Below are 25066 nucleotides of genomic sequence, written 5' to 3'. Positions count from 1 at the left end.
TACGAACCCTGATATATTTTTGCAACTATGTTGCATTTAAAGAAGTTCCGGGCGGGATTTTTTTGGGTATTACTTGCGTTGACTTTATACAATGGCAAGAAAACGTAATACTGAATCTTCTGATACTTCCCTAACCTTCCGCGAACGCTTCGAAGCCCTGCGGAATTTACCGGCTTTTTTTAAACAAATCTGGCAAACTAGTCCTTCGCTTACGTTGCTTAACCTCTTCCTGCGTTTGCTTCGTTCGGCAGTGCCAACGATGAGTTTGTACGTAGGCAAGCTGATTATTGACGAGGTAGTGCGTCTAGCAACCATTCATTCTTCAGACCTTACGCATTTATGGGTCTTGATAGCGATTGAATTTGGACTGGCGATTGGAAGCGATTTATTAAGCCGGGGTATCTCCCTGAGTGAAAGCCTGCTAGGAGACTGGTATGCTCATCAAACTTCCGTTCGGCTGATGAAACACGCCGCCACGCTGGATTTGGCTCAATTCGAAAACCCGACTTTTTATGATAAACTCGAACGAGCCCGGCAGCAAACGGCGGGCCGCACACAGCTATTGACGCAAACCTTCTCGCAACTTCAGGATTTTCTAACCATAACCTCGCTGGCTGTCGGGTTAATTAGTTTTGCTCCGTGGTTATTAGTGCTATTACTGGTGGCAGTTATTCCATCTTTTCTGGGCGAATTACACTTCAACGCTAAAAGTTATTCGCTCCTCTACGGCTGGACACCCCAACGACGAGAGCTGGATTATTACCGTTACCTCGGAGCCAGCGACGATACCGCTAAAGAAGTCAAGTTATTTGGTTTGTCGGATTTTCTGATTAATCGCTATCAAACGCTTTCGGAGCAATACTTCCAGGAAAACCGAAAGCTTGCTGTTGAACGGGCGGGTTGGGGTAGCTTATTACTCGCCATCGGTACGGTAGGTTATTACTCCGCCTATGGTTACATGATTTTTCAGACCGTTCAGGGCCGGGTAACCCTCGGGGACCTGACCTTTCTGGCGGGTTCGTTCCGGCAGGTTCGGAGTTTACTGGAAGGTATTCTGGGACGATTCAACAGCATTTCACAAGGAGCTTTATACCTGAAAGACTTATTCGAATTTTTCGAAATTCAGCCTCAAATCATTTCACCCGTTCAGCCGCGTTCCTTTCCGAGTCCCATTCAACAGGGCTTTGTTTTTGATAACGTGGGTTTCAAATATCCCAACTCCGAAAAATGGGCCGTTCGTAACCTGAGTTTTACCCTGAAAGCTGGGGAGAAAATGGCTTTAGTCGGGGAAAACGGTGCGGGAAAAACGACTTTAGTCAAACTGCTGGGCCGACTTTATGATCCCGATGAAGGTCAGATTTTACTGGACGGGTATAGCTTGAAGGATTACGATCTGGAAGAGTTACGACAACACATTGGCGTCATTTTTCAGGATTACCTACGCTTCCAGTTTTCGGCGGGAGATAATATTGCCGTGGGCGATATTCTGGAACGGGAAAACCGATTGGCCCTCGAAAAAGCAGCCGAACATAGCCTCGCGGATCAGGTCATTGCTGGCTTACCTCACCAGTACGATCAACCGCTCGGACGACGGTTTTCGGGTGGCGTTGAGTTATCAGGCGGCCAATGGCAAAAAGTTGCCCTGGCCCGGGCGTATCTGCGGGAAGCCGATCTATTAATCCTGGACGAACCCACTTCTGCCCTCGATGCCCGGGCCGAATACGAAGTATTCCAGCGATTTGCGGAGTTAACGAAAGGAAAAACGGCGGTTCTGATTTCGCACCGTTTCAGCACCGTTCGCATGGCTGATCGTATCCTGGTGCTGGAAGGAGGCAAGGTTCTGGAAATCGGCACGCACGAGGAGCTCTTACTTCAAAATGGCCGGTATGCTGAATTGTTTGAATTACAGGCAGAAGGGTATCGTTAGTGATTTTCTCATGCCCGCTTCCCGGAAGTTTTAAATTTTCGGGAAGTTAATCGTGCTGTTTCAGGCTTACCATGCATTCGGTTGCCAGTGTTTAGCAAACCATTACGTACCAGACATCACTCACTGATACTATCCTTAGCCCTAGACTGCCCTTTTCCTTCACTCCAAGTAACACTTCGAACGGTACAGGAAAGTATTTCTTGCCAATTGGCAATTGCCCCCCCGCCCTTACTATTCAATTTTGCTACGATCAATTAAATGGCTTAAAGCATGGAAATCGAGAATCTTCTCAAGCAAATTGAATTCATCAAAGAAGTTGACAAACTGAAATACATCCTTCGGAAGACCAAGTTATTCAATAGCGACCGGAACGAAAATGACGCCGAACACAGTTGGCATCTCGCTTTGATGGCTATAGTTTTGGTTGAACATGCCAATTTCCCGGTTGACCTGTTGAAGGTAATTAAGATGTTGCTTATTCATGACATCGTAGAAATCGACGCGGGTGATACCTTTATTTATGACGCTCAGAAAAGCCATGATAATACGGAAGAAGAGCGTGCAGCCGCTCAACGTATCTTCGGTTTATTACCGGAAGATCAGGCTCATGAACTCATAGCTCTCTGGGAAGAGTTTGAAGCTCAGCAAACCAACGATGCCAAGTTTGCCCGAGCCATGGACCGACTCGAACCGCTTCTACAAAATACATCGAATAACGGAGGTACCTGGAACGAGTTCGGTGTGAATTACGACAAGGTCTATGCCAAGAAACAAGTAATTCAACGCGGATCTGACACCCTCTGGCAGTACGCTGAACAGTTGATTAACGATAGCGTTGAAGGAGGAATTTTAAAGAAGTAACTATTTCTGACGAATGCCCGTGCAACCGTCCTAAAAGCGTACAAGACCCTGTTCGCGAAATGCCGGATGCAAACCGCTGCCAGCAAGAAAAGCTGGCAGCTAGAACCTGACCTACCGCTGAATCCCCACCTCTGTTGTATTGAATTTTTCAAAAAACATAAGTAGCATTAACCAATTAATGCTCTCATAATAAGTAAATTAAACCCACTAGTCAATTTCCCTTCGCTCCTCAAGAACTTTACTTAGTAATTGTAAGTAGCCCTATAATTGTCCCTCAATTATGGGATTTTTCCTCATTGAAATTCCTGCCAGTTTTGTTCAGTTATCTCGCTTTTACAAGCAGATCACTGAACCGTTCACCCATTCAAACCTATACAAAAATGGCAGAGGAAGAATCAAAACCAAACAAGCCCAAACCTGCGAAAGAGGACATGCCTTCTGTCCAGCTTTCCGAGGAAGAAACTTTACAGAAAGGGCTCGAACTGGCGAACCAAACCCTGGACAGCATTACCGCCCGGGAAGAGGTTCCGCTGGCAGCTCCTTCGACCAATCTCACCTCCGAGCTCAATAACATCGACTTCAGGAAAATGATTGGTGGCCCACTTCAGGCGGTTGTGGACGCTCAGGTAGCTTCTGCTCTGGCAACTGTCAATTTTATCAATTCGGTTGGATTCACCGAAACGGATCAGGGCAAAAAAGAGCTGGTCATGGTAGATTTCACGCACACTCGAAAGGATGTTAACAGTGACGGTACCCCAAATGACAAGGAAATACACCTTAAGGTACCTCTGTTAGCTATGCTTCCTATTCCGAGTTTACGGATTGAGCACGCCATTATTGACTTCAATGTAAAACTTAACTCCGTAGAAACTTCCAGTATTTCTGACTCAATTAAGGTTGGAGTAGAAGCAAAAGGCGGTTGGGGACCTGTCAGCTTCAAAGTTTCGGCGTCATATCAGCGAAAATCGACCACGGGAGTGGAGGTTAAAAAAGAATACGCCCTCAACATCAACGTGAAAGCCGTGCAGGATGAAATGCCTGCCGGACTAGAGAAAATCCTTGGCATGCTGGCCGCCTAGAAAACAGCTTTGATACCTATCCAGACCACTTCCTGAAAGCCTATCGGCCTCAGTGTTGAAGCTTTCGGGAAGTATGCTGACCAATGCTCTTTTTCCTGAACAACGGCTAACATGTGACCCCCATGTCGAACATCACCCTTTCTGAATACGTTGGGTTTATCTTTTCGGAGATTACCCGTGCCCGCGACCAAGCCGACCGCGTAGCTAAAGAACTTGCTCTGCAATATGCTAAGGATGATATCTTAAAGTTCTTTTCCGTACCTCGGTTTAAGATTCCCGAAATGGATCTGACCATTCCCGTATTAATCTCAGGGGCGAAATTTGTGGCTATTTTGGAGTTTGTTCTGAAGAAAGAAGAATTTCGAAATCTGTTGCTGACTAAGATTTCCAATTGCATTCGAATCATCCTGATACAAAAAAGAGGATTCATACGGGACATCAAACTTATCAATGACCCGGAAATGAAAAAGCCTATTTTCATTCGTCCGATCATTATTAAGCAAATCAGAGGTTGGGGAGAGTTTTCGGATCAGCCGCTTCGGGCCGACAGCATTGATCCGATCATCGATGAATTTTATGAGCTACTTCTCAATAACACCGATCCCGAAGATCCCGAAAGCATTGTTCAGGTAAAATGGGCAGAAATCTTTTATAAAAAACTGGAAGAAAACAGCTTAATGGATGAATACAAACGGCAAAATCCAAGCAATGAGCTGTTTCGGAAAACGCTGAAAGAAATTCAGGATGCTGTTGTTGCGGGTACACAAGTATCTCAAACTAAAATGGCTAACCTTCTGGTGAACCCCGAAACGCAACTAGTGAAAGACGGGAGCAGCGATTCCACGGTATTTACGATCAAGGCAAAAATCATGGAAGAAGGCATTTTCGTAAAAACCATCATCGATGAAGCAACCAACCGCGAAAAGAACATCGTTGAATTTGAATAGAAGACATGCAAAAGTTCTATACCAACGAAAATACCCAACTGACTCAAACACTGGAGCAATTGGGGCGGGTAATGACCTTATATAATCAGCGTGATTTTGAGACGGATACAGCGTTGCTTGCTCTGCTCAATCTTCTTGAAACCTCATACGAAAGGGAGAAAAAAGATGACCTTAAAGTCTGGATTCAGCATCTGAAAATGGAGTTCGTGACCGTTCAGCGAGGTGTAAATCCCTTCACGTTTGAAAAGCTTATCACTGGCAAACGTGACATGCAGAGCACAGCCTATTTTCGTATACTTCAGGCTCTGTATACAAAGATTCAACACCAATTCAATCAGAACGTCGAGCGGCTTCAGGAAGCTCAGGTGCTAGTGACGCAAATTCTCATTGCCGGACTGCAAAACGGAATGATTTCCACAGAACTAATCCAATCCATTCAAAACGAACAGGACATCGAACGTTTGTGGAAACAGCTTTCCACCGACAGTAATCTTCTATTAGGCCAGCGAAGAGTCTTGTTAATGGTCAGTCGATATGACGGCTGGATTCTGATGACCGATGCCATTAATGCTCTGAAAAATTCATAGTACGCGTTCTTATAAAACCCTTCAGCTAACGCTCACAAATCATGGAACAGGAATTCAAATTTGGCTGGTTGCCAGACCTTCCCGATGCCCGGGACTACATTTATGCCGCTCCGCTAAAAGTTATGCAGGCATTGCCGGCCAGCGTGGATTTAAGTCCAGGATGCCCTCCCGTTTATAATCAGGGTGGTCTGGGCAGTTGCACGGCTAATGCTCTGGGTGCGGCCTTCGAATTTGCGAAGACCAAGCAGCAAAAACCCACATTTCGCCCTTCTCGGCTCTTTTTATATTACAATGAGCGAGTGATGATAAATACGGTTCTATCAGACAGTGGGGCTTTTCTGCGGGATGGCGTTAAATCGCTCAACAAAGACGGCGTATGTCCTGAAGCCGACTGGACCTATGATGACTCTTCGGCACCGGGCTCCAAATTCACGAAAAAGCCCCCACAAACCTGCTACAAGAAAGCGTTGAAGAATCAGGTCCTTTCGTATTGGAGAGTGCCGAACAACCTCAATTCCATTAAAGGTTGTTTAAGTGAAGGCTTCCCTTTTTCTTTTGGTTTCACTGTATACGACAGTTTTATGTCGCAAGCGGTTCGTGAGACGGGAATAATGCCCCTTCCGAATCTAGCTACCGAACACGTACGGGGTGGCCATGCTGTATTGGCAATTGGATATGACGATGCGAAACAAGCCGTATTAGTACGAAATTCGTGGGGTGAAAACTGGGGACTAGCCGGAAATTTCTGGATGCCTTATGCCTACATCACCAGTAGCCAGTTTTGCCAGGATTTCTGGACTATTCGTACCGTGGAATAATCTGTAATTTATATTGACCCATTTCAGAGCCACAATCGTTGACAGCATTACAGTCGCTGTCAACGATTTCTTTTCTGTACCAAAACTATGAAACGCATTGAACTCAAAACGGAAGAAACCTATAGTCAGGCGTTTCCCGGAAAAAGTACCTCTGGTTATGAGTGGGAAGCCAAACTCACGGGAGACTCCTGTATCCTGATCAGTAAAAGTTTTCAGTCCGTATCTAACGGTCGTATGGGAGAAAATGCCAGCGAGGTCTTCACCATAAAAGCTTTAAAATCCGGGCGTGCCCGTATCTTTTTCCAACTAAAAAGGCCCTGGGAAACCCAGTCAATAGATGCGTATGAACTGGAAGTGTTGATACAGGATTAATAATTTCCTTTTCGTAATTTGAAAAGCTGATAACATAAAATTCAGACTTTGCTATGATTTGTTTTGAAGAATCTACATGGCTAAAGCCCGGACTGATGCTGCCAGCGAAAAGCTGGCAGCGGTAATGTTACATTCCCGACTTCCGATTTTTAGTTTTTGAAAAAGCTGACCGAATCATGCTGGCAGCACAAGGTCAGCTTTTTCTATTAATTCAAACTCAGTCGTAGCTGAACTCCGCCCTGCGTTAAAGCTCGCCGGAAGGAATTGGATACCAACGGATCATTTACTGTACGATCCAGATACACCCGCACATTTAGCTGACGGCTGGCATTGTAAGTAACGCTGGGGTTAAACTGGAAGAATACGTTACCCGCCGTTGGCGTTGTTTCGCCTTCCAGTTTTCGAATGACTACCCGCTGATCCCGGAAGGTTAATCGGCAATCGAAAGTCAGGTCATTTTTCAGTTTGATCTGACGTCCTCCGAGGTTGAACCGCACATTTTGCTTCGTGAAACCAACCCGACCCGTCAGGTCTTTGTTACTTACTTCATTCACCGAGACGTTCGAAAGGTTCAGACCAACGTTCCGATCCTGGTTATATTCCAACCCACCCGAAATACCATCTTTTGTTCGGAACTGTACGCCGAGGAACGGAGCGAAACGCTCTACAAAAGAAATCACACTCATCACATACACGGGAACGAACTGACCTTCGGCATTAACCCGGTCAGCAAACGGATACATAGGAGCGTTCAGAGCTACGAAAGCGGCATCGTATTCCAGCGATGAAACGAAACTACCCACGTTGTAGGTACTTGAATACGAGTGCGTAATCTGTACCTGTGAGAAGCGTCTTTTCACCCAGGGCACATTCGTCAGACCGTTGTAATTCACCCGCCAGTTAGGCAGAGGAATTTTATAGAAAGGTGAAAATTTTACCTTTTCCGGACTCTTACCCGAGTAAGCCGCAAAGAAGGCTGGAATCAATACATCCTGTGAATTCAGGTTATAGGAATCGCCCGCAGGGTTTGCCTGCTTCAGACGGTCCAGTAATAAATTTCGGTAATCCTTAAAGCGTTCAAAGTTCGCTGAAAAGCTTTCGCGGCTGGTTCGTTCAAAGGCCGTTAGGAACGAGAGGTAACTCATCGAATAACTACCCGAACGCACGGGCGACTGACTTTGAAAAGCTCCATTTACCGTGGCTGGACGGAAAAACTCCTGATAGTTATCCGAGCGGTTATACCGTAAATCCATGAACACCTTGAAATCCTTCCAGGGTTCCAGGTCTGTAGTCGCTTCAAAACGCTTGGTTACCGTCTGTACAAAAGGCTGATTCTGGACTGTACTCTTCGAAATCCAGCCTTCCGCTGCTCCCCGGTATCGAATACTCGCATCCTGACTTCCCAGAATGAAGGGCATACCCGGCACGCCGCTACGATCCCCCAGCAAGTGAGGCGTTGACATAAAGCCGGGCAGAATTGTCGATTCATCAATAGCATACGTGTATCGAATCCCGCGAACCGTCAGTAATAACCGCGACACACTTTTCAGGAAACGGTTATTATCCTGTTCTACTTCGTCAAAATCACCGGGGCTTCGGGCAATGTCCCGACGCGGAGCCCTGGGTGAGTTCACCCAGCGTAAGGCTTTTACGCGGTTATATAGAGCCACAAAATCGATGCGTCCTGTCAATACGCGTTCCTTCCGGTTCTGGATGGTGTTACCGAAAGGAGTTCCCGTCGAATCAACAATGCCGTAACTGTTCGCCTGAAATTTATAGGCTACGTTATACTGCAACTGAGCCGTCATCCAGTCGGTTAGGGGCGTTTTATTTAAAGGAACCTGCCAGGTATTATCAATACGCTGTTCAAAGTTTTTCATCCGTCCCAGGTTCCGCAAACTATTCATAACCGAATCCCGCTTTTCCTGGGTATTAATGTCACCGTAAGGTTCATCAATAATGGCCTGAGCCGTCGCATTATACCGAGCGTTCCAGTTTTTCGATAAATTCCAGGTCAATCCATACAGACGATTGAATAGCCAGTATTTTTCAAACAAAGGCGTAACTCCATCGGTGGTTAACCTGGGGTTACCTGCCGTTGAACCCGCCACCGCACTGCGATACTGCGTCCGAATTAAACTCCGATCCATATCCGCCCGCAGGGTAATGCTGGTTGGAACGGGTGTAAAATTGAAATCTTTAATCAATTGAAAGATATGCCGATCATTCTTCCATTTCTTAAAAGGCTCCCAGGCTCTGGGCACCGTTGTGAAGGCATAAGTAATGCCGCCCCGCCGCGATAACTGACGGTATTCGGCCATGGTGATATTGGAGCGAATCGCGTCTGAATAGGCGTAGGTAAACGAGAAGTTTTCAATGTCGTAAAAATGAGCCCGGTTGCTGGGGTTCATTCGAATTTTACGCACGTTTGAAAAGTTAATTGCCTTGCGGGAATAGTTCTCTTCTACCATTTTCCGGTACGCTTCCCGCTGGCTGGCACTCATGGTGCTTAAGGATAATTCCAGCGGCATATCTGGGTCCAGTGGGTTGAAATGCGGCCGGATATTCTGGCGATCTACGCTAAAATAAAACGGAATCTGTAGGCCCCATTTTTGCGGGAAGAATTTGTCCAGATTGACGTTTGAAGCCATGCCCAGGGCCAGCGAGTTACTTTGAGATCGCTCGGAAATTCGGGTTTCAACGCCTCCAAATCCGTAGGTTTTTACGGCCCCGGTCAGGGTAACTGTCGCAAAATCGGCGAGCTTGATATCGGCCCGGCCAATGGCAGCATAGCCCGATTTCTGGTCAAAATCCGTGGCGTGAAATTCGTTCACCCAAACGCAGAATGATTTCGCCTGCCCATCCGCAGAGGTAGGATTTCGAACCCCTAGCATTAACACTTGCACCGCCGAAATATCCGGCGTACCGACTACGGTAATGTTATACTTTCCATCCTCCGAAACCAGCGTGAATGGTGTAGCATTGGCCGCTCCCAGTCGATTTCGTTCGGATTTCACCCGCCTTAATTCATCAATCGGGAAGTCGAACTTATTATCCAGGGGCCAAACCAGCGTGGGATCAGGAGCTCCTACGTTAATCGAACCGGGATCGGTTGCTTTCAAATCCCGCACTTCAATTTCGTAATAGTTATCCTTGAAATCCGTTCCCAGCCGAATGAATGTTGAGGTTTTTGAACTCTCATTCATGGCGTTTTCCATGTGCACTGACATGGTCAGACGGCGGTACTGATTCAAGTTATAGTTCACCAGTTTGTAAGCTGCCCGCGAATCGCCATCCCGCAAATCAGTAACGCAAAGGCTTAACCCCTGTTCATTGAGTTCGGCATTATTGAGCGTCATGATGTCGCGATCCCGTTCGTACCCTGGAGGAACCACGTAAGGAATACGACCCGCATCCTTCGTTCCCGGTCCATTTTCTTCAATACTTACCGTAGACACCCGAAAATCAGCATCGTAAGGTTCGGGTATTTCATCCAGACCTTTGGCATTCAAATCGTAATCATATTTCCGATACTGAAAACCCGTTAACTGGAATTGAGCAAACCGCAACACAACGGGTTGCTCGAAATCGGTCATTACCATTCGCATGAAACGAACGGATTTGAACCCATTAATGCCCCCCACCGAACGCGTAGGCTTACGAACCTCTACCCGGAATAAATACCATTTCGTTGTAGTCCCATCCTGCTGATTTACGACTACCTCGTCCACAATGTTATTACTTCCTACCTTCAGCTCGCCGGGCTTCAGGGGAATTTCGTATTCGTAATAACTCTCGGTTTCGTTCACCGTATTATCTACGTTCAGGTCTTCCGAATCGGGAAGGCTGGAAGAAGACGGCGTAATTTGTGAGCCTGATGCAGTATTCGCGGGTGAGTTATTTTCCATCCCCATGATTCGCTTATACCGCTGTACCAGCGACCAGTTATTCTGATCGGCTTCCGTACTGAGGTAATAGCGGAAGTCATCGTTGGATGGATCCGAGAGAATCTGATTGAGAGCCGGACCCGTTACCCGCGTCCGTACCTGATTGAGGTAATTCCCGAAGAACGTTTGCTCGGCATTATTGTTCAAACCATCCAGACCAATATCCTGAGCGGCAATATTCTCATTATCGAATGCATTGATAACAAATTGCTGCTTCGTAACCCGGCCCCAGGCCGTTGAGTCTACGTTAGCGGGCTGGCCGTTCACGGGCTGACTACGCACCTCTCCCACGGGCAACCCATTTTCAAAGTTGAAACGTCCATCAGGAACGACATCTTCCGAAATGTCTCCGAGGTGAAGCAGTAACTTACCTCCCGTAGTATTATTCTGATTAACCACCCCGTCTTTTACAACGGCTTTCGCTCCTGTCTGGAAGGGATCCATCACCCAAAACTCCAGCAATTCTATGTTTGAGTTATCAAAGTCATTATCTGAAGTAATGGCTCGGGTAATGGCTCCAAAATTTTGTTTGGGGTTACGTAATAAGCCTTCCGAAGTCAGGTCCGGGTTGTAATTGTACATCCCGCGTTCGGAGGGGAAATAGGCGATGTCGAGCGTATTGAGCGGGAGGTTATAGTTAAGGGTAGCTTTTCCTTTGAAAATATCCTGCGGCATAAATTGGCGTTCGTATACGTTACTAACGTCCAGATTACCCGGTACGGAATTGTTTCCCAGTCCACCCGTTCCGTAAACGGTCTGATCAATATTATATACCGAAATCATGGCTCGGCGATAGGCATATTCCAGTGGGTTCGCAGCATTACCTTTCGGGAATCCATCGGGTGTAGCCCCCAACCTCCATTTGATGGGCTGACGGGTAAAGTCATAAATGGTTCGGCTGCCTTCGAAGTCGTCGAGGTAACTTCGATTCCGGGAACGCGGCGTTACGCCGGGTAATAACTGAGCGTACTCGCCCGAAAAAGCAATCGTTGACATTTCCTTCGTTTGCAGGAATGGCAAAGCGTCCAGAGCTTTCGTCAGGATCGGAACGTCTTTCTTCAGGTTGGCATCCAGCCCAAACAGGAAGTTATTAACGGGTTCGTTTCCTAACGCCACGCGGGTAATGTTACCAGGGGTACTTTCGCGTAAACGCATTACCGTTGCTCCAATGTTGAAGTTCCGGTCAACCCGGTAATCAAAACGCCCCGCCAGCATCGTTCGCACCTGATTATTGAACAGATCCGGCGTTTCCCAACTGATGGTTACGTCTTTACCCGAATTCATCAGCGATTCGTTCAGTATCCGAACGCTTCCGGCTTCCACCACGAAGTCCGTTCCGGGATTTAAAGCAACGCCTCCAGCTGACACCTGAACCGTTTTTTCATCCACTCCAAAACCCAGTTGAATCTGAGCTCCGTTGGCTCCCTGATAACTTCCTGAAATGTAGAATTTATTCTTATCCGTCTCCTGCGTTGCGTCAATCTGCGTACCTCGGTATAATGTGGTTTGTACGTATTTTTCTACCAAAGCAGGATTATCTGCACTCAGCCGATTTCGTAGCGTTGACCCGAAAGGCTCCAACACCGGGAAGATAACCCGACCATTTTTGGAGTCGATGGTTACGTCTTCTACATAATCAAAATTTCCGTCGGGCTGTCGGTCGCTCATCTGGTTGAGTTTATCCAGATTCATGACCTGCACCAGCGGAATTCCGGCAATATTACTTTCCTGAAGAGCGGGGTTATCTACCCCCGTAATATCGTCTTTATAAATAACTCGTAGTTGGAAACCCTGCTTCTGAACACTGACCGTTGTTCCGGTATACGTCGTCGAACTGCTGGTATTATTGGACTGCGTTTGCGTGCTGAGGGAATAAATATTCTTCATCATCAGATCCCACATCGGAATGCTGGTATTATTCCGAATGGTTGACGACTTCAATAATTTCAGAACAATGACTTCATCCTGCTGACGGTTCTGGTAATCTTCTGTTAACTCACCGACTTTGTAACTCCGCCCCTGATAGGTGTACTCGTAGGCAACGGCAATCACTTCATCGTTTCGAACTGGAGTTAATAACGAAATGTACCCCAGCTGCGGATGAAATTTAAATTCGCGTTCGCCGAGTTTCCGGGCTCCCCGTAAGATATCGAAGTCAATACCTCGCGTATAACTGCTGCCCGTTAACTCAGAAGCTACATTATCAATCTGACGAACGACGGGATTTTGGGAAACATTCTGGAACAATCCATTGATGGCATTACTAGCTGGTGAACTGGCCGAACCCGAAATAGGCTGTACCAGCGGAGAAGTGCGGTTATACGGATTTCCTTCACCCATATCCGTCAACCCTACCAGATTTCGCAAGGTCTCCGTACTCTGGGAGCGGTTGGTTACGTACACTTCTACCCGCGTTACATTTACCCCGGAGGTAATCATGGGTAACTGCTGCAAGGAACGTTCGTAATTATCCCGGAAAAAATGGCTAAGGAAAAAGTGACGGTTCTCGTCGTATAAGTCTTCACGAATGCTAAACGGCCTGTTCTGAGCCCCATTTTTCAGGGTCATACTCTGACGTTTAGAACGTTGTTGAGCCGCTACGATATTCACATCCAGTTTGCCAAACCGCAGAGCTACATTGGCCCCAAAAAGGTTCTCAACACTAGGAATTAACTGGCTATTGGTTCGGAAACTAGTGTTCCCCGCTTCCACCCGCTGAATAATGTCTTCTTCCTGATTTCGGAAACCAAGCTTGAGCTTATTCTCAAAATTGAAAGCGGCTTTAGTATCAAAATTGGTATTCAGGTTGAGCTTATCACCAATTTTTCCAGCGAAGTTGATGGCAATCTGTTCATTAAAAATGAAGTTACCCGTCCGACGCTGCCGTACAGGAATAGCCGGGTTATCAATGTTCTGGTGGAGATACCCAAAGTCGAGCATTACCGAACCGTTGGGTAGGAAGTCGATAATATTCGAACCAAAGATCCGGTCGAGCGAAGGGTCCGTCAGCTTTATTTTTGGAAAAAGTCCCCGACCCGAAACTTCACTTTTACCATCTGAACGAGCCGCGTATTCACGAATTAAATCCCGGTAGGAAGCATCGTTCTGAATTCGCAGGTATTCATCCAGCGAAATGGCTTCGCCGGTTCGGTAAGGCAGATGTGTATCCCCTACTCTAAAGTGATCATCTACAATAATCCGCTGTCCGTTGGGATCGTATCTGAATTGGGTTTGTAAGGTTTTAGGATCATGGGGCACTAAGGGCGACTGCGGCAAACGATAGCTGAATCGGCTGCCTAATCGGTCTGGTACTTTTAGATAGGGTCGTCGGCCAGTTTTGGTACGGTACAGTGTATCCTGCTGAACAGAATCAGGGCGAACAACCTGGCCCTTGGCGACCATAAACGTTGTTCCAATCAAGAAGAAAGCCCTTATAAATCCGGGTACCGTAATCCATCGCCTCCGCCGGGAATAAACTCCTGACTTTCGAACGGGTTGGAAAATTCGCATTGTTAGGTATAATGTCCTATATATAAACTGGGGTAGGTACGTGTTAACTATTGAGGGACTGAGGAACCAATGGCAGGTTACCGCAACCTAAACGCAGAAACTGGAGTAAAATTGCAAAAAAAAGTGGGATGGGCTCCCACTTGTTTGCAATTAAGAAATGGTATTTTTTAAAATCTATTTAAAACGTTATCTCAGTGATAATTTGATTAATTCTTCTACTGTACTATCCGGTTGTTTTTTCAGGATGGTATCCACGGATTTTTCGGCAACTGGACGAGGGATTCCCATGACAATCAAAGCTGAAATAGCATCCGTCCGGGCGGCTGAATTAGGGCCGAGGAAGAGGTTGGTTGTCATGCTGCCCGAAGCTAGGTGATCTTTCTTGAGTTTGTCTTTTAGCTCCAGAATCACCCGTTGTGCCGTTTTGGCTCCAATGCCCTTAATTCCCTGAATAACGCGTAAATCTTCGGTAATGATGGCTTGCCGGATTTCCACCGAAGAAAGTGACGAAAGCATAACCAGAGCCGTGTTCGGGCCAATACCGGAAACGCTTACTAAATCCAGGAATAACTGTTTTTCGGTCATCTCCCGAAATCCAAATAGGACATGAGCGTCTTCCCGAATATTCAGAAAAGTAAACAATCGACATTTTTCGTTTACCTCGGGTAAGGTCGAAAACGTTTGCAGGGAAATGCGAACTTCATAACCCACTCCCTGTACATCAATAATAATGTAAGCTGGTTCTTTTAAAGCTAGTTTTCCGTCTAGGTAAGCAATCATGGCAGGCGTGTATAGGGAACGAAAGGTGAGCCTTTCTGACTCACCTTTCGCTGGTTTCAAATCACAATTAACTTCTGGCCGGGTTTTACATCATTCCCCTTAATGCCGTTTAGTTTTTTCAGTTTATCAATGGAGATGCCACCGTACCGTTGCGAAATTTTCCAGAGTGAATCGCCGGGCTGAACGGTATGATATTTCCGAACTTTACTCAACCGATCTTCACGTGAAGCCTTCGTCGTATTTTTCGCTAAAGTAGCCGTCGGTTGTGTACTTACATCCACCTGCTTGTAAATCACCAACGATTGTCCAGCATGAATTTTATTGTAACGGCCCAGGTGATTCCAGTTTTTAAGCTGGGCATCGGCTACCTGATATTTGCGGGCAATTGAAAACAGGGTTTCGCCCCGACGAACTTTGTGGGACAATCGTTTCGACTGCGTTGTTACTTTCGCTTCTGCATCCTGATCTTCATCGCTTTCGTTGCTGGTTGTGTTGAAAGCCAGCATGGTACGCTCCGCAAACGGAGACTGTGTAGCAGACAGCATTACTTCCTGACGGTGAGCGTAAAAATGCTTTAGCTCCTCTTTAGGCAAGCGGATGGGATACCGACGGGTATCTTCTGGTAAAACATCCGTCAGAATCTGTGGATTCAGCTGTCTGAATTTATCGTAGGAAAATTGACCCGCAGTCGCCAGCATTTTCAGATTCATGTAAGAATTGACGTGAATCGTATCAAACGCAGCAATTGAGCGAACCGTATCGGGCTTGATGCCATGATCTGCGGCATAATGCATCATGTAAACAATCGCCGCGTATTGAGGCACATAACCCCGCGTTTCCTTGTGCAGGTAGGGATACACATCCCAATAGCTACTCTTGCCCGAACGACGAACCGCCCGTGAAACATTGCCCGGACCGCTGTTATAGGATGCCAGCATCATTTCCCAGTCATTATTAAAAATCCGACCGAGTTGCAGGAAATACTTACAGGCCGCTTCGGTAGCCTTATAAGGGTCAAAGCGTTCGTCTACGTATTTATCAATCCGTAACTTGAAATCAATGCGTCCAGTGCTGGGCATGAACTGCCATAACCCGCCAGCTCCGGCGTGTGAGATAATCTTGGGGTCTAGCCGTGATTCAATCAGGGAGAGATACTTCAACTCATCGGGTAATCCGTACTGAGCGAGGTATTTTTCAAAAATGGGAAAAAACAAGGCTTTTCGTTCCAGCATTTCCTTCACAAAAGAAGGCTTACGAAACGTAAAAAATTCGACGTACTGATGCGTTACATCGTTGTGATTCAGGGGAATCTCCTTTTGAAGTTTTTTCATCCGCTCGTGAACCAGGTTGTAATCAACCTGTGGCACGGAATCTTTCGTAACCGTAGCGGAAGCAATACTCTTTTGCGTCGAATCGGTCTGTGCTCCTACGGAACAAATCGAAAATGAGGCAATCGCTGCTGCAACAGTCAGGATTCGAATTGGTCTCATCATTGAGAGTTTGTTGTTAGGTGATACTGGAGTTTCCTCGCGAAACTCTCAGGACATACTTTATCGATCAGTGGGGCAGAAGGGTGCTCATTATTGCTCTTCTTGCAAAAAGCAATAACTTTCTATTCATTCGGTTGATTAATTACATCGTTAATTGCGGCTCAGTAATCCCCTCCAGAGACTTGGCAAAAGCAAGTAACTGTTCTTCGCCAAAGGCAGGGGCTATCACCTGAATGCCAACGGGTAAACCCTGCCTATCTTTTCCCAGCGGAAGTGAAATAGCGGGAGTGCCCGTGAGGTTGGCCTGCACCGTAAAGATGTCAGCCAGAAACTCTTTTAAGGGGTCCGAAGACTTTTCTCCTAAAGGAAAGGCAACTGAAGGCGTGGTGGGATACAGAATAAAATCTACTTCCTGGAAATGCCTTTCGATTTCTTCCTTGATTAAACGCCGAACTCGCTGTGCTTTCGTGTAATAAGCGTCATAATAATTTGCACTTAAAACAAACGTCCCCAGCAGAATTCGTTTGCGGGCCTCGCTGCCTAAACCTTCGGTACGACTGAGTCGGTATAGCGAATCCAGATCAACGGCCTGCGGACTTCGGTAACCGTATCTAACGCCGTCGTAACGGGAAAGATTGGAGCTTACTTCAGCCGTAGTCAGAATATAATACGTTGGCAGGTAATAATGAGCCAGCGGAAAATCAATCGGAACTAAGGTATGCCCTTCGGCCTGTAAGCGTTCAATGGTCTGACGAAGAACGGCTTTCACTGATTCGTCTACTCCTTCTGAATCGATACTTTCACGAAAATAGCCAATTTTTCTCAGACCACCCGAAGTTAATTTCTCCGAGTACGCAGGAACCGGGGTTTGCGAGACGGTGCTGTCCTGCTCATCCGCTCCCGCCATGACCTCCAGAATCAGGGCAGCATCTTCTACACAACGGGTAATCGGGCCGATGGTATCGAAAGAAGAAGCGTACGCTAACAGGCCCCAGCGGGATACACGTGAATACGTTGGTTTTAAACCAACTACCCCGCAAAAGGCAGCAGGCTGCCGAACCGAACCACCCGTATCGGTACCAATGGAAGCAAAGCATAAATCGGCCTGAACGGCAACGGCAGACCCACCCGAAGAACCGCCCGGGACCCGACTTTCATCGAAGGCATTTCGCACCGGACCGAAAGCAGAGTTTTCGTTCGAAGAGCCCATCCCAAATTCGTCGCAGTTCTGCCGACCAATAATCACTGCATCGGCATCCAACAGACGTTGCACGGCGGTAGCCGTAAACTGCGAGACGAATCCGTTCAGAATTTTACTCCCCCCTTGTACTCCGTGATCGGCGTAGCAAAGCAGGTCTTTGATGCCGATGACCATCCCTGCCAGCTTTCCAGCCGTTCCGGCGGCTAGCTTGGCGTCTACACGACTGGCCTGAGTACGGGCATCGTCTGCGTAAACGTCCAGAAAGGCATTCAGATGAGTGTGGTTTTCAATACGGTTCAGGTAATAATCGACCATGGCAAGGCAGGAAGTGGTGCCTTGGCGTAAATCCTGCTGAAGCGAACGGAAGGAGGAGTAGTACTTCAAAATATACTGGATAATCTGAGGATTCTGTAAAAAACGACAAAAGGGCCTAGTCGTGTGACTATGCCCTGAAGTAGTAGCAAAAACGACTATTTATTGGCTTCGTCGCCTGCTTTTTCAATTTCGCTGCGGACATCTTTACTAGCGTCCTTGAACTCGCGAATGCCCTTTCCTAAGCCTCTTGCGAGTTCAGGGATTTTCTTGGCTCCAAAGAGGAGAACAAGGGCAAAAATAATCAGGGCGATTTCGGGACCACCGAGGCCAAACGCCAAAATTGTTGCCATTTCCATAATCAATGTCTTTAATAATATGAATGTAAAGTTAAGAATTTCAGGTGAAAAATTCGGTATTTACTCCGAGCTTTTTCTTTTACACCATCGAAGGCTCGAGCCCTATTTTACCTCTTCAACCGTCACTGCTCCCCGTTTCTCCCACTCACTGAAGGCGTCCAGATCGGTGGAAATCGTGCGAAACAACCATACTAACAAGGCTACATCATCCGTAAATCCTACGATGGGTAATAAATCAGGAATCACATCAATGGGGCTGACAAAATAGATTAGCACAGTAACGGTTAATACCAGACTTTTCCAGGGTAATGTGCGGTACTCGCCTTTGGCATAAGCCCGAATCAGCCGTCCTAGTAAACTGATTTTTTCCTGTACATCGCTGATGATTCCAGCTTTGTTGGAAGCCTGGAAAACACGGGTCATTAACTGTAAAAGAAAAGCAGGATTACGAGCCGACTTGCTGGCTTTTTTCTGAGCACTTTTAAAAAAAACGGAATGTAAAATGCGTTCCAGGAGGTTCTTGGTATCAGCCATTAGAGTATGTAAAAATCAAAATTATAGTCGATAAATAACGCAAAAGAATACAACAAGAATGTCTTCTCTCTCCATAATTTCTCTAAAAACCCGTACCCCTGTTGAAAAGTTTTAGTAGCGGCAACAAAAAAGCCCACGAAGATCGCGGGCCTTTCCTTTATGTTCTATTTCTTTATTTCACCTGACGAGCCAGCTTCAAGCTTTGCTCTTCGTCTTTTTCTCCTTTATCGGCCACTTCAAACTTGCGATTACGTCCGGTCTTTTCATCAAGTGTAGCTTTCAGATCCAGCAGAAACTTGCGTAACTCCAACAGGGAATCTACCAGCTCGGTATTATTCTCCTGTTTGAATTCTTTGTTCTCAAGGTATTTGCGGGCTCCTTTTAAGGTATAGCCGCGTTCTTCAACCAGTTGATAGATAATCTCCAGTTGACGAATATCTTCTTTGGTATACATACGGTCGCCCCCCCGATTCCGCTTCACTTTATTTTTGAGCGTGGGGAAATTGTCCGTCCAATATCTCACTTTAGAGATATCAAACGAAAACATATCTGCTACTTCTCGTATGGTATAGTACCGCTTCTCGTCCGTCATAACCGCCGCATAGTAATAAGTTCCGGTGAAGGTGTTGCTAGCCCCAAAAGTCCATAGCCCTGCCCCTATTCTTTCTAACGTAAACTACGTCAGAAGAAATATGGTTGCAAGGTTAGGGAATTAAAAATAGGTCGATTGACCGTATTAGAGCCTTAAAAATGCCTTATTTTCTTTTAACAAATCCTATTTTCAAAAATATAATTTTAACATTTTTCTATAAACAATTGGTTTTCAACAAAAAAAATTCTTCTCCGCAAAATCATTGCTCTTTCACACACCTTTCGCCCGCAAGGAAATTTAAATTACCTTTGCAGGCTAATTTCCAGCGGTTTCCTTTTAGTAACTGAAACCTGCTGACTCACGAATATCCCATGACTTCCAGAGAGATACGCCAGGCTTTCCTTGATTTTTTTGTATCAAAAGGCCATTTAATTGTTCCTTCGGCCCCGCTGGTGGCTAAAAACGACCCTACCCTGATGTTCAATAACTCAGGAATGGCTCAGTTTAAAGATTATTTCCTGGGTAACGGTACGCCTCCCTCCCGCCGGATCGCGGATACACAAAAGTGTCTTCGGGTATCTGGTAAGCATAATGACCTCGAAGATGTAGGGTTTGATACTTACCACCACACGATGTTCGAAATGCTGGGGAACTGGTCGTTTGGTGATTATTTCAAAAAAGAAGCATTACACTGGTCCTGGGAGTTACTAACGGAAGTGTATAAACTTCCCAAAGATCGTCTGTATGTATCGGTTTTTGGGGGTGACGAAAAAGACGGCGTGCCTTTCGATCAGGAAGCGTTTGATCTCTGGAAGGAAATTCTGGGTAGTGAAGACCGCATCATCTTAGGCAATAAAAAAGACAATTTCTGGGAAATGGGCGAAGTAGGTCCCTGCGGCCCCTGCTCGGAAATTCACGTGGACTTACGCGATCAGGACGAAGTGGATGCCATTCCCGGCAAGTCCCTCGTAAACGCCGATCACCCACAGGTAGTTGAAATCTGGAATAACGTCTTCATGCAATTCGAGCGAAAAGCCGATGGCTCGCTCGTACCTCTGCCCGCTCGTCACGTAGATACGGGAATGGGTTTTGAGCGTCTTTGCATGGCGATTCAGCAAAAAAAATCAAATTACGATACCGACGTTTTCACCGGAACGATTGATTTCATTGCAAAAGCAGCCGGTAAGACTTACGGAGAAGATAAATGGGCAGACATCGCCATGCGGGTCATCTCGGATCACATCCGGGCCATTGCCTTCGCTATTGCCGATGGACAGTTACCTTCCAATGTTCGGGCTGGTTACGTCATTCGCCGGATTTTACGACGGGCCGTTCGCTACGGATACACCTACCTGGGTTTCCGCGAACCTTTCCTGTACAGCCTGATTCCTTTATTAGCAGATCAATTCGATGGTGTTTTCCCCGAACTGATTGCTCAGAAAGATTTCGTAGCAAAAGTTATTCAGGAAGAAGAAGCGGCGTTCCTGCGTACGCTGGAAAAAGGGTTGACCTTATTAGATAAGATTCTGGCTCAGGAATCGGAAAGTAAGGTTATCGAAGGAGCTACCGTTTTCGAACTGAACGACACCTTCGGTTTCCCCGTGGATTTAACGGCTCTGATTGCTCGTGAACAAGGTTTTTCCATCGATGAAGCAGGCTACCAGAAAGCTCTTGCCGAACAGAAAAACCGCTCCCGGAAGGATGCGGCTACGGAGAAATCGGATTGGGTGGAATTACAGGAAGGCGGCAAAACCGTATTTCTGGGCTATGACCAGACCGAAGCCGACTCAACGCTCACGAAGTATCGCAAAGTAGAAGCCAAAGGCAAAACCCAATACCACGTAGTACTGGATGAAACCCCTTTTTACGCCGAATCTGGCGGACAGGTGGGTGATACGGGCGTACTGGCCTGGCCCAACGCCGAGCTAATTGTGGTGGATACCAAGAAAGAAAACGACCTTAGCATTCATGTCATTGAAGACGAGGAGTTTGAAGAAAAACTACAGGCTCACGGGACAAAGGTAAAGGCAAAAGTGGACGCTTCCCGCCGGAAACTGATTGCTTCCAACCACACGGCTACCCACTTAATGCACAGTGCTTTGCAGGAAGTATTAGGCTCACACGTGGCTCAGAAAGGTTCGCTGGTGAGTCCTGATTTACTGCGTTTTGATTTCTCTCACTTCGCGAAAATGACGGACGAGGAAATTGCTCGGGTGGAACAACGGGTGAATGAAAAAATTCGTGAGAACATTGCTCTTCAGGAAGATCGTAACGTGCCCATCGACGAAGCTCGTCAGCGGGGAGCTACAGCGTTGTTTGGCGAGAAATACGGTGATTTCGTTCGCGTCATTACCTTCGACCCCAACTATTCGGTAGAGCTTTGCGGCGGTACACACGTACCCGCTACGGGAGAAATCGGCTTATTCAAGATTACTTCCGAAAGCTCTTCTTCGACGGGTGTTCGCCGGATTGAAGCCATTACTTCGGAGAAAGCCTTTGAATTGCTGGAAGAACAGTCCTCGTTACTAAGTCAGTTGAAAGAATTACTGAAAACGCAGGATGTACTGAAATCCGTTCAGGGCTTACTCGAAGAAAAAGCAGCCTTGCAAAAACGCGTAGACTCGCTGGAAATCGAGAAATTAGGCTCCGTTCGGGAAGCTCTGGTTTCGAAAATCAGTGAGAAAAATGGCATTCACTTCATCGCTGAACAAGTGGAAGTGCCCAACGCCGACGCTCTGAAACAACTGGCTTATCAGTTAAAAGATAAAGTAGATAACCTCTTCGCTTTGCTAGTAGCTGAAGTAGGGGGCAAACCTTCGCTAGCTCTGATGATTTCCGAAAATCTGGTGAAAGAACGCGGCCTCAACGCCGGGCAGCTCGTTCGTGAATTAGCGAAGGAAGTCAAAGGCGGCGGTGGCGGTCAGCCTTTCTTTGCCACGGCTGGTGGTTCTGACGTATCAGGTTTACCGAAAGTAATTGAGAAAGCGGCTACGTTAATCTAGGAAGCTTTTTAAGGCATCTATTAAAATAAAGAACCCTGACTTTTATGGAAGTCAGGGTTCTTTATTTTAATACGTCTTCAGTAAAAACAGGTATGGTTTTATTGATTATATTAAGCAACCTTTAACCATTTGTATCCATTACCCTTTTCTACATCACCCCAAACATTTTTATGACAAAAAAAATATTTTTCTTCCTCTTGATTTCCATGTCGGCTTTCGCTCAGCGAATTACCGTTACCGGAAAAGTAACCTCATCCACTGGCGAAGTATTAGCAGGAGCAACCGTTATCGAAAAAAGTACTCATACGGGTACTACTACCGATGCTAACGGTCAATATCGCCTTTCCGTAAGTGCGGCTAACGCCGTACTGGTAGCCTCATTTGTGGGGTATGATAAAGTAGAATTACCGCTGAACGGATTAACCACCCTGGACTTTTCTTTACAGGAAGGTAACCTTTTGAATCAGGTTGAAGTGGTGGGTTCCCGCAGTTTGAACCGATCTCCAACCGACACGCCCGCCCCGGTGGATATTATTGATTTGCAGAAGGTTATCTCACGTACGGGTCAACTGGACGTGAATCAGTTACTACAGTATGCAGCACCTTCCTTTAACTCGAACCGTCAGACGGGTGCTGACGGAGCCGATCACGTGGATCCGGCTTCCTTACGCGGCCTGGGTCCTGATCAGACCCTGGTATTAATCAACGGGAAACGTCGCCATCAGTCTTCGTTAGTGAACCTTTTTGGCACACGGGGCCGGGGTAATACCGGAACCGATTTGAACGCCATTCCGGCTTCTGCCATCGAACGCATTGAAATTCTTCGCGATGGAGCCGCTGCTCAATATGGTTCAGATGCCATCGCCGGCGTAATTAACATCGTGTTGAAAACGACGACTGACGTGCTGGAAGTAAATGCCAATGCCGGAGCGTATCAGGCTAAGTATCGCTTTGATGACAAGAAATTTGACGGTCTGAACTACAACCTGAACGCAAATTACGGGTTCAAAATCAAAAAAGATGGTTTTGTTAATCTCACCGCCGATTATAACTTCCGCGATCATACCAACCGGGCTAATACCACCCCGGGCGATCTAGTCCGTCGCCAGTACGGTGACCCCAAAGCTCAAAACTCGGCTTTATACCTGAACGCTCGTCTGCCTTTGTCGGAACGCACGCAATTGTATGCTTTTGGCGGACTGAATTACCGCAAAGGCGACGCGTATGCCTGGACTCGTTTTGCCGATAATGACCGCAATGTTCCAGCCATTTATCCCGATGGCTTCGATCCCATTATTTCCAGTAAAATCAACGATCGTTCGATTACCGTGGGCGTTCGTCATTTACTCGGAAAAGCAGAACTTGACGTCTATAACAACTTCGGCTCGAATCGTTTTCATTACTTCGTTAACAATACGCTGAATACCTCGCTGGGAGCTTCCTCACCCAGATCTTTCGACGCGGGTGGATTTCAGTTGAATCAGAACGTAACGGGTCTGAAATTCTCTCGTTTCTATAAGGAAGCCCTGCAAGGATTCAACTTTGCTGCCGGAGCTGAATACCGCATGGAGAATTACCAGATTTTTGCGGGAGAAGAAGCTTCCTATCGTAGTTACAAAACGGGCGTAGCTCCCGGTGCCCAGGGTTTTCCAGGTTTCCAGCCAGGCGATGTGATCAATAAAGGTCGGTCGAACCTGGGGGTTTATGTAGATATGGAAGCCGACATTACTAAAGCATTCCTGTTTGGCGTAGCAGCTCGTTATGAACATTACAGCGACTTTGGCGGAACCATTAACGGAAAACTTTCGGCCCGCTACAAAGTAACGGATTTCCTGACCCTGCGGGCCACAGCCAGCACGGGTTTCCGGGCACCGTCGTTACCCCAGATTTACTTCAATTCTACCATTACTAACTTCGTAAATGGTATACCCGTTCAAGTATTAATTGCTCGTAATAACAGTCAGGTAACGCAGACGTTGGGTATTCCTAAACTGAAGCAGGAAACTTCTCAAAACTTAAGTGCAGGCATTACCCTGAATCCGACCAATAATTTGTCATTAACAGTGGACGGTTACCTGGTTAAAATCAAAAATCGGATTGTGTTAACCGGTCAGTTTAGCGATGACGACGATGCGATTGGCAAAGATTTAAAAGCTCTGAATGTTGGACAAGCTCAGTTTTTTACCAACGCCATTTCAACGACAACGAAAGGGCTAGATGTCATCCTGACCCATCGCACGGGCCTTGGCAATGGAAGTTTAACGTCTTCGTTAGCGGCCAACTTTAATCAGTTAACGATCAATGGAGAACCTAACACAACGCCCAAACTGAAAGGCAAAGAAGACATTTATTTCAACTTACGCGAACGTTATTTCACTATAGCTTCCGCTCCTCCTTCGAAGATTAATCTGTCTTTTGATTATACCCTTCGTAAGTTCAACGTTATGCTGCGTTTCGTTCGTTTTGGTGAAATCAAACTAGCGAACTGGAATTATGCCGAAAACGTACCTGACGCCGAGAAATTTGATATTTACAAGCCGAAAGTAACCACAGACGTAACCCTGGGTTATCGCTTTACGCCTAAAGTAGGCTTAGCCCTGGGTGCCACCAATATCTTTAATGTCTATCCTACCATGCACGTTCCCAGCCTGACCGAATCCGGCGGAGCCTGGGACCCTGTTCAAATGGGTAATAACGGTACTTTCTGGTTTACACGCTTGAATCTGAAGTTTTAGTTGATAATTGTTC

16 protein-coding genes are annotated in these 25066 nt (G+C 46.5%); 9 read left to right on the top strand and 7 right to left on the bottom strand.

Annotation, left to right across the window (positions count from 1 at the left end):
• Positions 1-91: 91 nt before the first annotated feature.
• The 7 genes from QE357_RS03470 (at position 92) to QE357_RS03440 (ending at position 6591) form a co-directional block, all read left to right on the top strand.
• On the top strand, positions 92-1927 hold the full coding sequence (locus tag QE357_RS03470) for an ABC transporter ATP-binding protein (protein ID WP_309705850.1): 1836 nt from the start codon (positions 92-94) through the stop codon (positions 1925-1927).
• Positions 1928-2197: 270 nt separating this feature from the next.
• Complete coding sequence (locus QE357_RS03465; RefSeq protein WP_309705848.1) at positions 2198-2788, top strand: HD domain-containing protein; 591 nt, start codon at positions 2198-2200, stop codon at positions 2786-2788.
• Positions 2789-3168: 380 nt separating this feature from the next.
• Positions 3169-3867 carry a DUF2589 domain-containing protein gene (locus QE357_RS03460; RefSeq protein WP_309705846.1) on the top strand — a complete coding sequence of 233 codons (699 nt, stop codon included), beginning with the start codon at positions 3169-3171 and terminating at the stop codon, positions 3865-3867.
• A gap of 122 nt (positions 3868-3989) precedes the next feature.
• Positions 3990-4814 (top strand): hypothetical protein, encoded by an 825-nt coding sequence (locus tag QE357_RS03455; protein ID WP_309705844.1) that lies wholly within the window; start codon positions 3990-3992, stop codon positions 4812-4814.
• A 5-nt stretch (positions 4815-4819) separates the two neighbouring features.
• A complete protein-coding gene (locus tag QE357_RS03450; protein WP_309705839.1) occupies positions 4820-5401 on the top strand; it encodes a hypothetical protein in 582 nt (193 codons plus the stop codon).
• A gap of 41 nt (positions 5402-5442) precedes the next feature.
• Complete coding sequence (locus QE357_RS03445; protein WP_106636807.1) at positions 5443-6219, top strand: C1 family peptidase; 777 nt, start codon at positions 5443-5445, stop codon at positions 6217-6219.
• Positions 6220-6306: 87 nt separating this feature from the next.
• Positions 6307-6591 carry a protease inhibitor I42 family protein gene (locus QE357_RS03440; protein ID WP_309705835.1) on the top strand — a complete coding sequence of 95 codons (285 nt, stop codon included), beginning with the start codon at positions 6307-6309 and terminating at the stop codon, positions 6589-6591.
• A gap of 206 nt (positions 6592-6797) precedes the next feature.
• Here QE357_RS03440 and sprA read toward each other — a convergent pair whose 3' ends face one another.
• The 7 genes from sprA to QE357_RS03405 all read right to left on the bottom strand — a co-directional run bounded on the left by sprA (position 6798) and on the right by QE357_RS03405 (position 19316).
• Positions 6798-14048 (bottom strand): cell surface protein SprA, encoded by a 7251-nt coding sequence (gene sprA / locus QE357_RS03435; protein ID WP_309705833.1) that lies wholly within the window; start codon positions 14046-14048, stop codon positions 6798-6800.
• 186 nt (positions 14049-14234) lie between these two features.
• Positions 14235-14828 carry a Holliday junction branch migration protein RuvA gene (gene ruvA, locus QE357_RS03430; RefSeq protein ID WP_106636804.1) on the bottom strand — a complete coding sequence of 198 codons (594 nt, stop codon included), beginning with the start codon at positions 14826-14828 and terminating at the stop codon, positions 14235-14237.
• 56 nt (positions 14829-14884) lie between these two features.
• Positions 14885-16321: a LysM peptidoglycan-binding domain-containing protein gene (locus QE357_RS03425; protein WP_309705830.1), complete on the bottom strand. Its 1437-nt coding sequence runs from the start codon at positions 16319-16321 to the stop codon at positions 14885-14887.
• 139 nt (positions 16322-16460) lie between these two features.
• Positions 16461-17903 carry an Asp-tRNA(Asn)/Glu-tRNA(Gln) amidotransferase subunit GatA gene (gatA, locus tag QE357_RS03420; protein WP_309705828.1) on the bottom strand — a complete coding sequence of 481 codons (1443 nt, stop codon included), beginning with the start codon at positions 17901-17903 and terminating at the stop codon, positions 16461-16463.
• An 86-nt stretch (positions 17904-17989) separates the two neighbouring features.
• Positions 17990-18190 (bottom strand): twin-arginine translocase TatA/TatE family subunit, encoded by a 201-nt coding sequence (gene tatA / locus QE357_RS03415; RefSeq protein WP_106636801.1) that lies wholly within the window; start codon positions 18188-18190, stop codon positions 17990-17992.
• A 102-nt stretch (positions 18191-18292) separates the two neighbouring features.
• On the bottom strand, positions 18293-18724 hold the full coding sequence (locus QE357_RS03410) for a YkvA family protein (RefSeq protein WP_106636800.1): 432 nt from the start codon (positions 18722-18724) through the stop codon (positions 18293-18295).
• Positions 18725-18896: 172 nt separating this feature from the next.
• Positions 18897-19316 carry a MerR family transcriptional regulator gene (locus QE357_RS03405; RefSeq protein WP_309705826.1) on the bottom strand — a complete coding sequence of 140 codons (420 nt, stop codon included), beginning with the start codon at positions 19314-19316 and terminating at the stop codon, positions 18897-18899.
• A 371-nt stretch (positions 19317-19687) separates the two neighbouring features.
• On the opposite strand from QE357_RS03405, the gene alaS reads away from it, so the two are divergent.
• Both alaS and QE357_RS03395 read left to right on the top strand, forming a co-directional pair.
• Positions 19688-22318, top strand: a complete 2631-nt coding sequence (gene alaS, locus QE357_RS03400; RefSeq protein WP_309705823.1) for an alanine--tRNA ligase — start codon at positions 19688-19690, stop codon at positions 22316-22318.
• 170 nt (positions 22319-22488) lie between these two features.
• Complete coding sequence (locus QE357_RS03395) at positions 22489-25053, top strand: TonB-dependent receptor (RefSeq protein ID WP_309705821.1); 2565 nt, start codon at positions 22489-22491, stop codon at positions 25051-25053.
• Positions 25054-25066 lie beyond the last annotated feature (13 nt).

It is taken from the genome of Siphonobacter sp. SORGH_AS_0500 (assembly GCF_031453245.1).
Lineage (GTDB): Bacteria > Bacteroidota > Bacteroidia > Cytophagales > Spirosomataceae > Siphonobacter.
This window is presented reverse-complemented; position numbering and strand designations above follow the sequence as displayed.

Coding starts and splice junctions, on each gene's coding strand:
- QE357_RS03455 (WP_309705844.1), top strand. CDS start 3,990: ATGTCGAACATCACCCTTTCTGAATACGTTGGGTTTATCTTTTCGGAG.
- QE357_RS03465 (WP_309705848.1), top strand. CDS start 2,198: ATGGAAATCGAGAATCTTCTCAAGCAAATTGAATTCATCAAAGAAGTT.
- alaS (WP_309705823.1), top strand. CDS start 19,688: ATGACTTCCAGAGAGATACGCCAGGCTTTCCTTGATTTTTTTGTATCA.
- QE357_RS03470 (WP_309705850.1), top strand. CDS start 92: ATGGCAAGAAAACGTAATACTGAATCTTCTGATACTTCCCTAACCTTC.
- QE357_RS03425 (WP_309705830.1), bottom strand. CDS start 16,321: ATGATGAGACCAATTCGAATCCTGACTGTTGCAGCAGCGATTGCCTCA.
- ruvA (WP_106636804.1), bottom strand. CDS start 14,828: ATGATTGCTTACCTAGACGGAAAACTAGCTTTAAAAGAACCAGCTTAC.
- sprA (WP_309705833.1), bottom strand. CDS start 14,048: ATGCGAATTTTCCAACCCGTTCGAAAGTCAGGAGTTTATTCCCGGCGG.
- QE357_RS03440 (WP_309705835.1), top strand. CDS start 6,307: ATGAAACGCATTGAACTCAAAACGGAAGAAACCTATAGTCAGGCGTTT.
- tatA (WP_106636801.1), bottom strand. CDS start 18,190: ATGGAAATGGCAACAATTTTGGCGTTTGGCCTCGGTGGTCCCGAAATC.
- QE357_RS03450 (WP_309705839.1), top strand. CDS start 4,820: ATGCAAAAGTTCTATACCAACGAAAATACCCAACTGACTCAAACACTG.
- QE357_RS03405 (WP_309705826.1), bottom strand. CDS start 19,316: ATGACGGACGAGAAGCGGTACTATACCATACGAGAAGTAGCAGATATG.
- QE357_RS03460 (WP_309705846.1), top strand. CDS start 3,169: ATGGCAGAGGAAGAATCAAAACCAAACAAGCCCAAACCTGCGAAAGAG.
- QE357_RS03395 (WP_309705821.1), top strand. CDS start 22,489: ATGACAAAAAAAATATTTTTCTTCCTCTTGATTTCCATGTCGGCTTTC.
- QE357_RS03410 (WP_106636800.1), bottom strand. CDS start 18,724: ATGGCTGATACCAAGAACCTCCTGGAACGCATTTTACATTCCGTTTTT.
- QE357_RS03445 (WP_106636807.1), top strand. CDS start 5,443: ATGGAACAGGAATTCAAATTTGGCTGGTTGCCAGACCTTCCCGATGCC.